Origin of the sequence: Rhodococcus sp. IEGM 1381 (assembly GCF_030056795.1) — a bacterium.
Lineage (GTDB): Bacteria > Actinomycetota > Actinomycetes > Mycobacteriales > Mycobacteriaceae > Rhodococcoides.
Map to the genome: position 1 here is coordinate 120,737 of NZ_JASHKQ010000009.1, position 15,467 is coordinate 136,203.

Below are 15,467 nucleotides of genomic sequence, written 5' to 3' on the forward strand. Positions count from 1 at the left end.
GCGTGACGCCACGAGATCGGGCACATTGCCTGGTCCGGATGGCAAGTTCGGTGGCCCGAATCTTTCGATGGGTATAGTCTGAACTTCGCCCGCCGGACAGCCGAATAATCACCACACCGGGCGCAGCAGAGGAGAACGCGATGACCGTCACGAGCACCCGGGTGAGCCATCGACCCACCGCTGCCCTGCACAGCGTCGATGTCGCAGGCATCGCGTGGCCGGTCTACAAACTCGAGGCCCTCGCGCTGGGATCATTCGTGTTCGTCGCGACGCTCGTCATCGCCGGCTCGCTGCACGCAGCGGTACTCGCCGGTGCCGCAATTGCCGTCGCGGCCTGGTGGACGCTGCGCCTCACCGAGCTACACCCGACCGCGCCTGCGTCACCCCGTCAAGCAGCCGGGTCCCAGTAGCGCCTTCAGGTCTCCCATCAACGCCGATGTCGGCGTGACGCGCAGGCTGTCGTCCAGCTTCATCGTGGTGATCTTGTCGCCGCTGACCAACCGAAGGTGCACATCCGAAGTTCCCGGGTGGCTGGACAGAACTCGTTTGAGAGCGCCGACCTTGTCCGCCGTGCACAGCCGCGTCGGCAGACTGACCGCGAGCGGCTTGTCGATCCCCACCATGGACAGATCGGGTACCGCCAGATCGTTGGCGATGAGTGAGACTCGATCGTCCCGCACCGACACCCGACCCTTGACGAGTACCACCGAGTCCTCGGTGACATCGGCACCGAACACCGAGTACGCCTGCGGGAAGAACAGCACTTCGATACCACCGGCCAGATCCTCGAGCTGAGCCGACGCCCACGTCAGACCGTTCTTGTTGATCCGCCGGTTGACCGAGGCGAGAATTCCGCCGACGGTGACCTGAGTGCCGTCCTTGATGTCACCTTCGAGAATGGTCGGGATGTTGCAGTCGGACTTCGCGGCCAGCATGTGCTCCACGCCCAGTAGCGGGTGGCCGGAGACGTACAGGCCGAGCATCTCGCGCTCGAGGGCGAGCCGGTGCTTGGATTCCCACTCCTCGTCCGGCACCCGAACGTTGAACACTGCAGAGATGGACTCGTCGGCGTCCTCGCCGCCGAACAGGTCGAATTGACCTATCGCCTCGGCCTTCTTGGTGCCCATCACCGCGTCGATCGCGTCGGCGTGAATGAGCATCAGGCCCTTGCGCGGATGGTCGAGCGAGTCGAAAGCGCCTGCCTTGATGAGGGATTCGGTGACCTTCTTGCTGCAGGCAATTGCGTCGATCTTGCCCAGGTAGTCCGAGAAATCGGTGTACTTCGACTTCTCCGATCGCGCCCTGATGATCGAGGCGACCACGTTGGTGCCCACGTTGCGCACCGCACCGAGGCCGAATCGGATGTCCTTGCCGACCGACGCGAAGTTCAGCTCGGATTCGTTGACGTCAGGCGGTAGCACGGTGATGCCGAGCTTGCGGCAGTCGGCGAGATAGATCGCGGCCTTGTCCTTGTCGTCGCCGACGCTGGTGAGCAGGCCGGCCATGTACTCGGCCGGGTAGTTCGCTTTGAGATAGGCAGTCCAGTACGACACCAGGCCGTAGCCCGCCGAGTGCGACTTGTTGAACGCGTAGCCGGCGAACGGCAGCACGGTGTCCCACAGCGCCTTGATGGCGGCCTCGGAGAATCCGTTGTCCAACATGCCCTGTCGGAACCCGGCGTACGCCTTCTCGAGCTCGGAGAGCTTCTTCTTACCCATGGCGCGACGCAGCAGGTCGGCTTGGCCGAGGGTGTACCCGGCGACCTTCTGCGCCAGCTGCATGATCTGCTCCTGGTAGACCACCAGGCCGTACGTTTGACCGAGAATCACCTTGAGTGGCTCTTCGAGCTCGGGGTGAATCGGCTTGACCTCTTGCCTACCGTTCTTGCGGTCGGCGTAATCGTTGTGGGAGTTCATGCCCATCGGACCGGGGCGGTACAGAGCGAGGACGGCGACGATGTCCTCGAAGCCGGTGGGCTGCATGCGGCGAAGCAGGTCTCGCATGGCGCTGCCGTCGAGCTGGAACACGCCGAGTGTGTCTCCTCGGGACAGCAGATCGAACGTCGCCGGATCGTCGAGTGGCAGTGCGTCGAGGTCGATCTCGATCCCGCGGTTGGCCTTGATGTTGTCGATCGCGTCACCGATGACGGTGAGGTTGCGCAGACCGAGGAAGTCCATCTTGAGCAGGCCGATGGCCTCGCACGACGGGTAATCCCAGCCGGTGATGATCGCGCCGTCCTGGGCGCGCTTCCACACCGGAATGGCGTCGGTGAGCGGCTCCGAGGACATGATGACCGCGCAGGCGTGCACGCCTGCGTTACGGATCAGGCCTTCGAGGCCCTTGGCCGTCTTGTAGATCGTCGCGACGTCGGGGTTGGAATCGATGAGCGCACGGACTTCGACCGCTTCCTTGTAGCGCTCGTGCGACGGATCGGTGATGCCCGCTACCGAGATGTCCTTGGCCATGATGGGCGGCGGCAGCGCCTTGGTGATCTGATCGGCGATGCCGAACCCCGGCTGACCGAACTGCACCCTCGCAGAGTCCTTGATGGCCGCCTTGGTCTTGATGGTGCCGAAGGTGATGACCTGAGCAACGCGATCGCTGCCCCACTTCTCGGTGGCGTAGCGGACCATTTCACCGCGGCGACGATCGTCGAAGTCGATATCGATATCGGGCATCGACACGCGCTCGGGATTGAGGAATCGCTCGAACAGCAGGCCGTGCGGCAGCGGGTCGATGTTGGTGATGCCCATGGCGTAGGCGACCAACGATCCGGCCGCAGATCCTCGGCCGGGTCCGACCCGGATCCCGACGGCCTTGGCATGGTTGATCAGGTCACCGACCACGAGGAAGTAGGCCGGGAAGCCCATTTCGAGGATGACCTTGATCTCGTACTCGGCCCGCGCGAGGTAGTCCTCGGCCGGGCCGTCCGGGAATCGACGATCGAGACCGGTCATGACCTCATGGCGCAGCCACGTGCCCTGAGTGTGGCCCTCGGGAACCGGAAAGATGGGCATCCGGTCTCGGTGCGCCCACACCTCGTCGTACGGCTGGACTCGCTCGGCGATGAGCAGCGTGCTGTCGCAGGCACCGGGTACCTGGTCGTCCCACAGTGCACGCATCTCTGCGGCCGATTTGAGGTAGTAACCGTCACCGTCGAATTTGAAGCGGGTGGGGTCACTCAGAGTTTTACCGGTCTGAATGCACAGCAGCGCCTCGTGATTCTCGGCAGCGTCCTTCGTGACGTAGTGGCAATCGTTGGTAGCGAGCGGCGGGATGGAGAGTTTCTTACCGATGTCGAGCAGACCCTCGCGGACGCGTCGCTCAATGGATAAGCCGTGATCCATCAGTTCGAGGAAGAAATTGTCCGGTCCCCAGATCTCCTGCCACTTGGCCGCAGCTTCGAGTGCCTCGCGTTCCTGACCGAGACGAAGCCGAGTCTGCACCTCCCCGGATGGGCAGCCGGTGGTGGCGATGATGCCTTCCGCGTGCGAGGCGATGATCTCCTCGTCCATGCGCGCCCATTTGCCGAGCTGACCCTCGATCGACGCGAGTGACGACAACTTGAACAGGTTGCGGACGCCGGTGGCGTTCTCGGCGACCATCGTCATGTGCGTGTACGCACCACTACCGGAGACGTCGTCGGACTTCTGGCTCCGATCGCCCCACAGCACACGCTTCTTGTTGAACCGAGACTCCGGGGCGATGTAGGCCTCGATACCGATGATCGGTTTGATACCGGCCTTCTTGGCCTCGTTGTAGAACTCGCTGGCTCCGTACATGTTTCCGTGGTCGGTCATGCCGACCGCCGTCATCTCCAACCGCGCCGCCTCGGCGAACATTGCCCCGATCTTGGCGGCACCGTCGAGCATCGAATATTCGGTGTGGTTGTGCAGATGAACGAACGAATCGGCCACGAAGGTTCTCTCCTGAAGGTCGTGCGTTTTCGAAATTACGAGCCGCGAATGCACTCACTCTAAGCGGTGGAACCGACAGAATTTTCGTAGCTGTCGGTGTGTCCTGGGAGGACGTGACGCGTGTGACGAACGAGACTGAAGTTACCCTCATTCGGCCGGAATCGGCCCGTCGTCCGGCAGCGGACCCACGATGTCCACGTACTCCGGAAGCAACGGCTCGACGGCGAACTTCCCGGACACCGCGTCGGGCGGAAGCGCCTCCACCGCCCGCACTCCGTCGCGGCCGGCCACCTCGCTCAGCTCGGCCGCGGTGCCCCGCACCACCAATGTCACCACGCACGCACATCCGCTCAGCAACCGGCGCTGCGACACCGCCTCGAGCTGCGCCTGCCGGTCCCCTACGCCGAATGATTCCTGTATCTGGCCGGCAGCGCGTGCGGTCGAGTTCAGTACCGACCGTTCACTGCCCGGAACGCCGACCGTGAGTATCGGGGTTTGCACGCGATCGAGCGGTACTCGGAAGAGCACCAGCGAGATGCGCACGCCGTTCGCGGCAGCGTAGGCCTGTTCGGTGGTGAGTTCGCGATCGAACGACACAGAGCCCCAGCGGGGTTCGGCACCTTCGGTGAGCAGGCTCGTCTCGGCACGAGCCAGGTAGTCGGTCACCTGCTCACCGCTGTCCGGGCCGAGCCGGTCGGTACCCACCCCCAGTTGCCGTTGCGGGTTCAGGTTCCCGACGACGGCCAGGCCCCCGAACACCAGAGCGGCAGCGGCGACGAGACCGATCACACCCGAGAATCCGCGCATCACGCCTTCCGTAGCACCTCGAGAGCATGCTCGAGGTCGGCCGGATACTTGCTCTCGATCTCCACCCACCGACCGTCGGACGGATGCGCGAAGCCGAGCGAACGTGCATGCAACCACTGGCGTTCGAGGCCCAACCGTTCGGCCAGGCGCGGATCGGCCCCGTAGGTCAGATCCCCGCAGCACGGGTGGCGGAGGGCCGAGAAGTGCACTCGAATCTGGTGTGTGCGACCGGTTTCCAAATGCACGTCCAGCAAACTCGCGGCCTGGAACGCCTCGACCGTGTCGTAGTGGGTCACGCTGGGCTTGCCGTCCGCGCGCACCGCGAACTTCCAGTCGTTGCTGCCGTGTCGTCCGATCGGGGCATCGATGGTTCCGCTGCTCGGATCCGGATGTCCTTGCACCAGAGCGTGATAACGCTTGTCGATGGTCCGCGCTTTGAACGCGCGCTTGAGCACGGTGTACGCCCGCTCGGACGTCGCGACCACCATCACCCCGGACGTTCCGACGTCGAGACGGTGCACGATTCCCTGACGCTCGTGTGCACCGGAGGTGGAAATTCGGAACCCAGCAGCAGCCAGACCGCCGATCACCGTCGGGCCGGTCCAGCCCACGCTGGCATGAGCAGCGACACCGACGGGCTTGTCCACGGCCACGACGTCGTCGTCGGCGTAGAGAATCTCCATGCCCTCGACCGGTTCCGCTTCGATCGTCAACTCACGGGCGGGCTCGGGCAGCGTCACTTCGAGCCACGAGCCTGCGGCCAAACGATCGGACTTGCCTACGGCACCGTGATCGACCAGAACCGAACCCTCTTCGGCCAGTGATGCGGCAACGGTACGCGAGAGCCCAAGCAATCGGGCGAGGCCGGCGTCGACCCGCATTCCGTCCAAGCCGTCGGGCACCGGCATGGAACGCGATTCCCTCACGAGTCGGCCTTCTGCGGGGCATCGGACGTGGACTTGGTCACCCGTTCGCCGTTCGGCTCGAAGCCGAACAGGCTCAGTGCAACGAGCAGAATCGCTCCACAGACGATGGACGAGTCGGCGACATTGAACACCGGCCACCAGCCCACCGACACGAAGTCGACGACGTGGCCCTGGAACGGACCGGGAGCGCGAAAGAAGCGATCGATCAAGTTGCCGAGTGCGCCGCCGAGAACCAGGCCCAATCCCAGCGCCCACCACGGTGATCGCAGCGTCCGCCCGATCTTGATCACACCGATGACGACCGCGACGGCCACCACCGTCAACAACCACGTCATGCCGGTGGCCATGGAGAACGCCGCGCCGGGGTTGCGTACCAACCGCAGTGTCACCACGTCGCCGACGATCTCGATCGGATTTCCGGGCTTCACGAAGTACACGACCAGAATCTTGGTCACGAGATCGAACAGCAGAATCACCGCCGCGATAGCGATCAGCAATCGAGTTTTCAGTGGCTTCACGGGCCTGGCGACAGCGCTGTCGGAATCGGTCCCCTTCGGGTCCGCGGTCTCGTTCGGTGCCGAGACACCGCTGGTCTCGGGTGTCGGGTCGTCGGCGCGGTCTTCACTCACCTGTCCATCATGGCGCATCGGCGGCGCCAGATACTCATCCGTGCCGCGCGAGACGGCTACCGGTCGGGCTGTCAGTAACCTGGTGGCCGTGAAGTCGATCGATCGCACCAGCACCGTCCACTCCAGCACCGTCCGTGCCGGATTCCTCGCTGCATGCTGTGCGGTGGCTCTGGTGGCGGGATGTTCGAGTACCGACACCGAACCCGCAGCCGAGCCGACAGCGTCAACGAGCGAGGTGACTATCGCGGTGCCGCCGACGACCACCACCGTCGTCGACCCCGGGACCGAGCCACGCCGCGTGCTGGCCTTCGACACGGCCGATACGGACTCGCAGAACATCGACCTCACGACCACGTCCACCGTCCAACAACAGATCGACATCGGTGCGGCGCAGGACTTCTCCAGCCCGGAATTGACGGTGCCGCTGAGCGCATCGACGGCCGATGCCGTACCGGAAGACGACGCCTCGACCGGGGCGACGCGGTCGATCGACCTGACCATCGGGGCCGCCACCTCACCCGACGAGGGCCTGACCGATGCGCTGTCCGCGTCGGAGGGTTCCACGGCACGGCTGGCGGGCACCGAGTCCGGAGCGATCACTGCGTTGCACATCACTCCGGCCGATGCCGCGCTCGATACCGCCCGGGCAGCGATCGAACGCTCGTTCAACGCCGCGGTGTACCGCTCCGTCAGCTTTCCCGACGCAGAAGTCGGTGTCGGTGCCGTGTGGACCATCGATCAGCAGGTGCTGAGCGGAATCACACTGAACCAGCGCACGACGGTCACGCTGCGAGCACTCGACGGCGACCGGGCGACCGTGGATATCGCGATCACGCAGACACCCGAATCACCGGTGTGGAACCTCCCCGACAATTCCGGCACGCTGAACATCGCGTCGTACACCTATACCGGCTCGGGATCCCTGGACATCGATCTGACGCAGCCACTTCCCGTCGGTGGGTCGATCACCGCGGGCGGCGATCAGATGTACACCGATCCCGACAGCACGACCGTGTTGCGGCAGACGGTCGGAGATTCGATCACCTGGGGTGACCGATGACACGAACCACGACTCGTGTACTGGCCGGGCTGTCGTTGGTCGGGCTCGCCGCAACCGCCGGATGTAGCTCGGACGAACCGTCGCAGGCCGCTGCGCCGGTGCCCACTGCCGTCGCCGCTCCCGATCCCCTACTCGGCGTGCCCATCACCGACAGCGGCGTTCTCACTGCATCGATGTTGGGGCTGGGCGACTTGCCAGACGGCTTCTCCTCGATTCCGGACCCGGTCCGAGACCTGGGATTGGACCCGGCCCCCGACTACGACTCGCCCGACAAGTCCAGTACCGACCCGGCCGGATGCGCCGCCGTACTTGCACCGGTCTCGGAGCAACGCGGCGGCGCGGCGTCATCCGCGGTGGCTCGCTTCTCGGGGCCGAACTTCTCGTCGATCGACGAGGACGCGGCGAGCTACTCGGGGACCGAGGCAGCAGAGGCGTTCGGATCGGTACAGCAGGCGTGGTCCGGGTGCGCCGAGTTCACCGGTACGGATGCGGACGGGGTGAGCGTCGAGTACGCGTTGGCAAGCCGCCAGCAGTCGCAGATCGGCGATGCGTCGGCCTCGATTCGTCTGACCACCAGCAGCGAGGGATTCACGTTGATCTCGGACGTCGTGGTGGCGGTGGTCGATTCGACCGTCCTGCAGATCGTCGTCTCGGATCAGAGCGGACTCGAGCCCGCGACCGTCACGGCTGTGGCCGAGGCCGCCGCCGACCGTATCCGAACGGCCACGCCGAGCACCTGAGTCGGAACGAACCCTCGAACGAAGAACTGCCGGTGACATGCCCCGAGGGGCGATGTCACCGGCAGTTCAGGTGCGGTCAGAGACGATCGGCAGGACTCAGGGTGCGGGGCACGCCGGGCTGGTCAGCTGCGCGAGCGAAACGATGCCGCAGGCGTTCTCCTTCGAGAGCTTCCACACGCCGTCCTCGGGGACGAACTGGAACGTGCCGGGGTTGGCCTGCCCGTTGAGGGTGATGGTGATGCCTGCGTTGAGAACTCCGGTACCGAGGTCGTCGATGCTGGTGATCTCGATCTGAGCGTTGTTGGCCACAGCAGCCGCGGCGACCTGGTTGATCAGATCCGGGTCCTCGGACGCGCCCTGGATCAGAGCCGCCTTCTCCTCGACCGGGACGTTGGGATCCAGTCCGCGCATGAGCTGGGTGTTGAGCTCCTCGACCGTGGGTGCCGGCGGGTACGCGCCGCCCTCGGGTGCAGCGACCGCGGAGGTGGTCGTGGCGGCCGTCGTCGTCGTATCCGTCGTGCCGCCCTCTTCGGAGCTGCAGGCGGTCATGGTGAGGGCTGCGGCGATGGCGATACCGGCAACCATTGCCCGTCGGGTGTTGCGAAGCTTCAAGTGCTTGTCCTTTTCACTCTGAGTCACGTCTCGATCGTTCTGTGACTCGTCGGTCGTTGCGGGTAGTGGTCGTCTCGGACCGGAGTCCACTATGTCAGCTCGGATCGGTCGAAACACAACCCGTAACGCCTACCTGTGAAACCTCACAGAGTTTCCTCAGCTCTGCCACAACTCACTTCAGGCTGTCCAGAACATCGGCGACGACCAGGTTCTCGTCCGATTCGGCGAAGGTACGCGCGGTCCCGGGCCCCGTGGTGCGGGTCTCGAATCGCACGGTCACCACCGCATGCCCGGCTCCCTGCACCCAGCCGTGACCGAATTCGGGATGCCGAACGTCCATGCCGGGCTGCCACCGCGGGCCGTCAGTTAGTCGAACGGCCGCGGCGGCCTCCGCCGGCGCTGCCGACTCCTCCGTCGCGTCGGCCGCACCCACGACCGGTTCGTGTTCGAGTTCGGGGAACAGCGAACCCTGCCGAACGGCCGACAGCCCGGCCAGACCGACCCCGACCAGCCGGATCGGTCCGACGTCGACGGGATCGACCGCCAGTCGCTGTGCCGTGGCCACAATGGTCTGCTTGTCCACGGTCGCGTACGGCAACGTCGCCGATCTGGTGATGATGCTCATATCGGACTTGCGCAGTTTGAGCACGACCGTCCTGGCACCCCGACCGTCCTTCAGCAGTCTGCGATGCGTCGACTCGACGATGGACTCGATGGCAGGCCGCAGCTGAGCGAGAGAGATGACATCCTGCGCGAACGTGGTCTCGGCGCTGACTTGCTTGGCCTCGGCGCGCTCGGCCACCACTCGATTGTCGATGCCGCGCGCCAGCTGATGCAGGCTCGGCCCCATCGTGGCACCGAGGATCGACGCCACCTCGGACTCGGGGGTGGCCACGAACTTGCCGATCGTATCGATTCCCAAGCGCCGCAACCGTTCTCCAGCCACCGGGCCGATCCCCCACAGCTTCCGCACCGGCAGGGCAGCCATCAGCTCGGCCTGAATTCCTGGAGCGACGACGGTGATTCCGTCGGGCTTCGCCAGACCCGACGCGATCTTGGCGATTTGTTTTCCGGATCCGGCACCGATCGAGGCCACCAAACCGGTCTCGGCCAACACCAGGGCACGCAGATCCGCGCAGAACTGCTCGACCTCGCTCACCGTTGCGCCGGCCAGTTCGATCGGCTCACCGAACGCCTCGTCGATCGAGAGTTGTTCGAGGACGGGCATCCGCCCCCGCAGTGCCTCGAACCCCCGCCGACTCAACTCCGAGTACAGCGGGAACCGCGGCGGCAGAACCACCGCACTCGCACCGACCAGTCGACGTGCCTGATGCATCGGCATCGCCGATCGGGCTCCGAATGCGCGCGCCTGATAGCTGCAGCCCGCCACCACACCTCGCCCGCCTGCTCCGCCGACGAGAACCGGCCGGCCCCGGAGCGTGGGCCGAGTCAGTTGCTCGGCGGAGGCGAAGAACGCATCCATGTCCAGGTGCAGCACCCATCGGCGACTCCGCAGGGTGTCGTCGGCGATGTTCGGCACGGTCAGCGAGAATCGACGGTGAAGCCGAGCGCCTGACCAGCGCGTTCGGGTGTCGGATCCGACCACAACTCGCCGTAGTTCTCGGTCGTGGTCAAAGATCGGGTGTGCGCGGTGTCGATGTACAGCGTGCCGCCGAGGTGGTCGGTCTCGTGGGCCACGATTCGGGCCGGCCAGCCGCGAACCACCTCGTCGATCTCGTGACCGAATTCGTCGGTGCACTCGAGCCGTACCTCGGCTGCTCGGGTCACGACGGCCTGATAGCCGGGAACGCTGAGGCACCCCTCGTAGAAACCTGCCGTCCTCGACCCCACCTGGGCGTACCGGGGATTGACCAGCACTCGGAACGGCAGCGGGGTGCGCTCTCGCGCACGAGCGACAGCCGCGCCGACGTCGAACGGATCCTCGATCACCGCAATCTGCAACGGGATGCCGATCTGCGGCGCAGCGAGCCCGACGCCCGGTGCGGCGTGCATCGTCGCCCGCATCACCTCGATCAACTCCGCGAACGTGTCGGCATCGAGTTGCCCGTCGTACGCCGTTGCCCGCGACCGTAGAACCGGGTTACCGGCGGCGACGATCGGCACGACGCCGCCGCGGGCTCCGGCGAGCAGCTCGCGGACGGCACCGTCCACGTCGGTCACGCCGATCCCCTGCCCTTCGCTCACACGCCCTTCGCTCACACGCCCTTCGCTCACGACGACTTCGTGAGCGCTGCGCGAACTCCTTCACCGAGATCGCTGCCGTCGTCTCCGACGCGTCCGTCGACGAGGGAGAGTGCGAGCACCTCGCGCGCGATCAGATCCCGGTGAGTGTCCAGCCACGCCTGTCGGTGCTCGGGCACGTCGATGACGATGTCGATGCGGTCCGAGACGTCGAGTCCGTGATTACGACGCGCGTCCTGCAGTTCCCGGATGCGATCCTTGGCCCAGCCCTCCGCCTCGAGTTCCTCGGTGACGGCGGAATCGAGCACCACCAGGCCGGCGTTACCGGGCAGTGGTGCCGTCGACTCCGGCTCCGCAGCAACGAGTTTGCGGGTGTACTCCTCGGGGAGCAGGGCTATTCCTGCTGCGCTCACGACACCGTCGGAATCTTCTGCCCAATCGCCTGCCTTGACGGCCTTGATGACCTTCTGGACGTCTTTGCCGATACGCGGGCCCGCAGCACGCGCGTTGACCACGAGCTCGAACTTTCCGTGTACGGCAACGTCTTCGGTGAGATCGACCTTCTTGACGTTGACCTCGTCGGCGATGATGTAGACGAACGGACGCAGGCGCTCCGCATCGGCGGCGGCAACCGTCACCTCGGGCAGCGGCAACCGCACTCGCAGGTTCTGCGCCTTACGTAGACCCAGCACGGTGGAGCACACGGTACGAACCTCGTCCATACTCTCGACGAGCTCCGGATCCGACGGCAGTTCGTCGGCCTCGGGCCAATCCGTCAGGTGCACCGAGCGGCCACCGGTCAGGCCCCGCCACACCACTTCGCTGATCAGCGGCAACAATGGAGCTGCGATGCGCGTGAGCACCTCGAGTACGGTGTGCAGGGTGTCGATCGCGTCGGCGTCCTCGCTCCAGAACCGCGAACGAGACCGTCGCACATACCAATTGGTCAGTGCGTCGCAGAACGTGCGCAACTCGTCGCAGGCACCGGCGATGTCGTTGCCCTCGAGCGCATCGGTGATCGCGTCGCGGGTGGCCGAGAGCTTGGCGAGAACGTAGCGATCGAGCACGTGCGGCGAATCGGTACGCCACCGGCCGGGCGTCGACGCGTAGAGCTGAAGGAAGCTCCACGCATTCCAGATCGGCAGCAGTGCCTGCCGCACTCCCTCGCGGATGCCCTGCTCGGTGACGATCAGGTTGCCGCCGCGCAGGATCGGTGACGACATCAGGAACCACCGCATGGCGTCGGAGCCGTCGCGGTCGAAAACCTCTTTGACGTCCGGGTAGTTGCCCTTCGACTTGCTCATCTTCAGACCGTCGTCGCCGAGCACGATGCCGTGTGCGGCAACAGTTTTGAACGCAGGTCGATCGAAGAGCGCGGTCGCCAGCACGTGCAGCGTGTAGAACCAGCCGCGGGTCTGCCCGTTGTACTCGACGATGAAATCGCCCGGGTTGTGCGTCTGGAACCATTCCTCGTTCTCGAACGGGAAATGCACCTGCGCATACGGCATCGAGCCCGACTCGAACCAGCAGTCCAGCACCTCGGGAACGCGACGCATCGTGGACTTACCGGTCGGGTCGTCCGGGTTGGGTCGCGTCAGGTCGTCGATGTACGGACGATGCAGATCCGTCGGACGCACACCGAAGTCACGCTCGAGTTCGTCCAGGCTGCCGTACACGTCGAGACGAGGGTAGGCGGGGTCGTCCGACGTCCAGGCCGGGATAGGGCTGCCCCAGTATCGGTTTCGGCTGATGTTCCAGTCGCGTGCACCTTCGAGCCACTTGCCGAACTGGCCGTCCTTGATGTGCTCGGGCACCCAGGTGATCTCCTGGTTGAGCTCGACCATCCGATCACGGAACTTGGTGACCGCGACGAACCACGACGGCACCGCCATGTAGATCAGCGGCTGACCGCTGCGCCAGCTGTGCGGGTACGAGTGCTCGATGGTCTCGTGCCGCAGCAGGCGGCCCGAGGCCTTGAGGTCTTTGATGATCACCGGGTTGGCATCGAACACCATCAGACCCTCGTACGGCGGCACCAGCGAGGTGAACTTTCCGCCCGCATCGAGCGGTTGCACCACCTCGATATCGTTCGCGGTGGCGACGTCCATGTCCTCTTCACCGAAAGCGGGTGCGAGGTGCACGATTCCGGTGCCCGAATCGGTGGTGACGTAGTCGGCCTGCAGCACGCGGTGTGCGTTCTCGTGGCCGAGGAAGAAGTCGTACGGCGGTGCGTAGGCGAGTCCGACCAACTCGGTGCCGGTGTGCTCCGAGAGCACCTCCGGCTCCTCCCCCAGTTCCTTCGCATAGTGCGAAAGACGCGCAGAGGCAAGCACGTAACGCTCACCATCCGTGCCTCGTACCTGCACGTAGTGCACCTCGGGGTGCACCGCGATCGCCAAGTTGGACGGAAGGGTCCACGGAGTGGTGGTCCAGATCAGTGCGTTCGCGCCGTCCAGCGGTGAGCCGGGAGCCGTCAACGGCATCGTGACGGTGACCGCGGGATCCTGACGCATCTTGTATGCGTCGTCCAGGCGGGTCTCCTGATTGGACAAGGGCGTCTGCTCGTACCAGCTGTACGGCAGAACTCGGTAGCCCTGATAGATCAGGCCCTTGTCGTGCAGCGTCTTGAACGCCCACATGACCGACTCCATGAAGTCGACGTCGAGGGTCTTGTAGTCGTTGTCGAAATCGACCCAACGAGCCTGCCGGGTGACATAGTCCCGCCACTCGTCGGTGTACTGGAGTACGGACTGCTTGCAGTAGGCGTTGAACTTCGCCAGGCCCATCTCGTCGATCTCGGACTTGTCCTTGATGCCGAGCTGCTTCTCCGCTTCCAGCTCCGCGGGCAGACCGTGGCAGTCCCAGCCGAAGCGACGCTCGACCTTCTTGCCGCGCATGGTCTGGAAACGCGGGACGAGATCCTTGACGTACCCGGTGAGCAGATGTCCGTAGTGAGGCAGGCCGTTCGCGAACGGAGGACCGTCGTAGAAGACGAATTCCTCGGCATCTGCGCGGTTGTCGATGCTCGCCCGGAACGTACCGTCCTCGGCCCACTCGTGCAGCACGATGCGTTCGAGATCGGGGAACGGAACACTCCCCGAGCGCCCCTCGGCCAGATCCACCAGTGGATACGACGTGCTCGTGGTACGTGCGCTCGAATCAGTCATCTCTGTCTCCTCCGTGCCGGACGCGTACGAGACGCGACTCCTGTTGGCACGGGGACGACATTCGACGATCTGGACGCCGAATACCGCGGTACCACCCCGCTTGCTCACACTCGACGGTTCTACCGTCGGAGCGAGCCACTCCACGTGAGCTGTGACGGGCTCACCCGTTCGGTTCTACTTGACCCCGATCCGAAACACCTGGGATTCGAGTCGACGTCGTTCTTCCGAAGGCTCCCCGGTGATGGCCGGATCGACGCCTGAAAACTATCTGTCCGAGAGGTAATGCTACCTGTCGAGTTCTGGCGGCGGTCGTCGGCCGGTGAGCGCACCGACCAGCAGCAGAATCGCTCCGAGGATGCACACCACTATGCACGCCCAAGCCCATACGACGGACCCCGTCATCAGGGCAAGAACCAAGAATCCGAAGCCGATCGCCGCTGCGCCGAGAGTCAGGACCAACACGGGATTCCTCGCTCACCACTCGCCATGACAACCAGGTTCGACGCTGCCGTCATCGGCAGCGTCGGCGACGCAATCGAGCGTCAGTTGCCCTTGGCGTACGACTGGCTGTACCCGGACGACTGGTTGTCCTGACTGAAGTTGTCCTGGCCGTTGTCGACAGGCAGAGCCGACGAGCGATTCTCGAGCTCTTCGAGCTGTGATTCGAGGTACGACTTGAGGCGCACTCGGTACTCGCGCTCGAACGTCTTGAGCTGCTCGATGCGGCCCTCGAGAACGGAACGCTGCTGGTTGATCGTCGCCATGATCTCGGTGTGCTTGCGCTCGGCGTCGGCCTGAAGTGCGTCGGCCTTCTCCTTGGCCTGACGAAGCTGGGTCTCGGAACGCGTCTGCGCATCGGAGAGCAGCGACTCGGACTTCTGCCGGGCCTCGGACATCATCGACTCGGAGCGCGTGCGGGCATCGGACACCAGACGCTCGGCGTTGGTGCGAGCATTGCCGAGCAGCTGCTCGGACTCCGACTTGGCGTCACCGGTGAGACGATCGGCCATCTCCTGAGCGAGACCGAGGATCTTCGCGGCCTGCATGTTGGAGTCGCCACTCTGCTGAGGGGCTGCGGCAACGGGTGCGACCGGCGCCGGCTGCTGAACCACTGGCGCGGGCTTGGGGGGATCCACCGGGCGAGGCGGCTCGACCTTCGGTGCCGCGACCTGAGCAGGCTGCGGGTTCTGCCGAACCGAGCTCTTGGCGTCCGCGAGCTCCTGATCGAGCTCACCGACTCGCTGGCGGAGGTCGGCGTTCTCTTCGATCAGTCGCGACAGCTCTTGCTCGACCAGGTCGAGGAAAGCGTCGACCTCGTCTTCGTTGTAACCACGCTTACCGATAGGCGGCTTGCTGAACGCTACGTTGTGCACATCAGCTGGAGTCAGCGGCATGGAAGGATCCCTT

At 64.9% G+C, this 15,467-nt stretch carries 13 protein-coding genes; 3 read left to right on the forward strand and 10 right to left on the reverse strand.

Going from position 1 to position 15,467, the window contains the following annotated elements; genetic code table 11:
* The first annotated feature begins 140 nt into the window (after nt 1–140).
* On the forward strand, nt 141–410 hold the full coding sequence (locus QM797_RS18905; protein WP_283277195.1) for a hypothetical protein: 270 nt from the start codon (nt 141–143) through the stop codon (nt 408–410).
* On the opposite strand, the gene dnaE is transcribed toward QM797_RS18905, so the two are convergent.
* The 4 genes from dnaE to lspA all read right to left on the reverse strand — a co-directional run bounded on the left by dnaE (nt 381) and on the right by lspA (nt 6,297).
* Nucleotides 381–3,917: a DNA polymerase III subunit alpha gene (gene dnaE / locus QM797_RS18910; RefSeq protein ID WP_283277196.1), complete on the reverse strand. Its 3,537-nt coding sequence runs from the start codon at nt 3,915–3,917 to the stop codon at nt 381–383. The genes QM797_RS18905 and dnaE overlap by 30 nt on opposite strands.
* Nucleotides 3,918–4,064: 147 nt before the next feature.
* On the reverse strand, nt 4,065–4,724 hold the full coding sequence (locus QM797_RS18915; protein ID WP_283277197.1) for a hypothetical protein: 660 nt from the start codon (nt 4,722–4,724) through the stop codon (nt 4,065–4,067).
* The gene (locus tag QM797_RS18920; protein ID WP_037177495.1) at nt 4,724–5,650 is read right to left on the reverse strand and encodes an RluA family pseudouridine synthase; all 927 of its coding nucleotides are present in this window, start codon (nt 5,648–5,650) and stop codon (nt 4,724–4,726) included. The genes QM797_RS18915 and QM797_RS18920 overlap by 1 nt, the downstream gene beginning before the upstream one ends.
* A complete protein-coding gene (lspA, locus tag QM797_RS18925; protein WP_502942364.1) occupies nt 5,647–6,297 on the reverse strand; it encodes a signal peptidase II in 651 nt (216 codons plus the stop codon). Before lspA ends, QM797_RS18920 begins: the two co-directional genes overlap by 4 nt.
* Before the next feature lie 70 nt (nt 6,298–6,367).
* On the opposite strand from lspA, the gene QM797_RS18930 reads away from it, so the two are divergent.
* The gene (locus QM797_RS18930; RefSeq protein ID WP_283277198.1) at nt 6,368–7,339 is read left to right on the forward strand and encodes a hypothetical protein; all 972 of its coding nucleotides are present in this window, start codon (nt 6,368–6,370) and stop codon (nt 7,337–7,339) included.
* Nucleotides 7,336–8,079: a hypothetical protein gene (locus tag QM797_RS18935; protein ID WP_283277199.1), complete on the forward strand. Its 744-nt coding sequence runs from the start codon at nt 7,336–7,338 to the stop codon at nt 8,077–8,079. The genes QM797_RS18930 and QM797_RS18935 overlap by 4 nt, the downstream gene beginning before the upstream one ends.
* Before the next feature lie 96 nt (nt 8,080–8,175).
* Here QM797_RS18935 and QM797_RS18940 read toward each other — a convergent pair whose 3' ends face one another.
* The 6 genes from QM797_RS18940 to wag31 all read right to left on the reverse strand — a co-directional run bounded on the left by QM797_RS18940 (nt 8,176) and on the right by wag31 (nt 15,454).
* A complete protein-coding gene (locus QM797_RS18940) occupies nt 8,176–8,664 on the reverse strand; it encodes a WKL family lipoprotein (protein WP_283277247.1) in 489 nt (162 codons plus the stop codon).
* Between the two features lie 199 nt (nt 8,665–8,863).
* Nucleotides 8,864–10,174 carry a DNA polymerase IV gene (locus QM797_RS18945; protein ID WP_502942365.1) on the reverse strand — a complete coding sequence of 437 codons (1,311 nt, stop codon included), beginning with the start codon at nt 10,172–10,174 and terminating at the stop codon, nt 8,864–8,866.
* A gap of 59 nt (nt 10,175–10,233) precedes the next feature.
* Nucleotides 10,234–10,896 (reverse strand): peptide deformylase, encoded by a 663-nt coding sequence (locus QM797_RS18950; RefSeq protein ID WP_283277201.1) that lies wholly within the window; start codon nt 10,894–10,896, stop codon nt 10,234–10,236.
* 26 nt (nt 10,897–10,922) lie between these two features.
* Nucleotides 10,923–14,060, reverse strand: a complete 3,138-nt coding sequence (gene ileS / locus QM797_RS18955) for an isoleucine--tRNA ligase (RefSeq protein ID WP_283277202.1) — start codon at nt 14,058–14,060, stop codon at nt 10,923–10,925.
* 285 nt (nt 14,061–14,345) lie between these two features.
* On the reverse strand, nt 14,346–14,522 hold the full coding sequence (locus QM797_RS18960) for a hypothetical protein (RefSeq protein ID WP_032379034.1): 177 nt from the start codon (nt 14,520–14,522) through the stop codon (nt 14,346–14,348).
* Between the two features lie 80 nt (nt 14,523–14,602).
* Nucleotides 14,603–15,454 carry a DivIVA-like cell division protein Wag31 gene (wag31, locus tag QM797_RS18965; protein WP_283277203.1) on the reverse strand — a complete coding sequence of 284 codons (852 nt, stop codon included), beginning with the start codon at nt 15,452–15,454 and terminating at the stop codon, nt 14,603–14,605.
* Nucleotides 15,455–15,467: the final 13 nt, after the last annotated feature.

Coding starts and splice junctions, on each gene's coding strand:
- QM797_RS18905 (WP_283277195.1), top strand. CDS start 141: ATGACCGTCACGAGCACCCGGGTGAGCCATCGACCCACCGCTGCCCTG.
- QM797_RS18915 (WP_283277197.1), bottom strand. CDS start 4,724: ATGCGCGGATTCTCGGGTGTGATCGGTCTCGTCGCCGCTGCCGCTCTG.
- lspA (WP_502942364.1), bottom strand. CDS start 6,297: ATGCGCCATGATGGACAGGTGAGTGAAGACCGCGCCGACGACCCGACA.
- QM797_RS18935 (WP_283277199.1), top strand. CDS start 7,336: ATGACACGAACCACGACTCGTGTACTGGCCGGGCTGTCGTTGGTCGGG.
- QM797_RS18940 (WP_283277247.1), bottom strand. CDS start 8,664: ATGGTTGCCGGTATCGCCATCGCCGCAGCCCTCACCATGACCGCCTGC.
- QM797_RS18945 (WP_502942365.1), bottom strand. CDS start 10,174: ATGGATGCGTTCTTCGCCTCCGCCGAGCAACTGACTCGGCCCACGCTC.
- ileS (WP_283277202.1), bottom strand. CDS start 14,060: ATGACTGATTCGAGCGCACGTACCACGAGCACGTCGTATCCACTGGTG.
- wag31 (WP_283277203.1), bottom strand. CDS start 15,454: ATGCCGCTGACTCCAGCTGATGTGCACAACGTAGCGTTCAGCAAGCCG.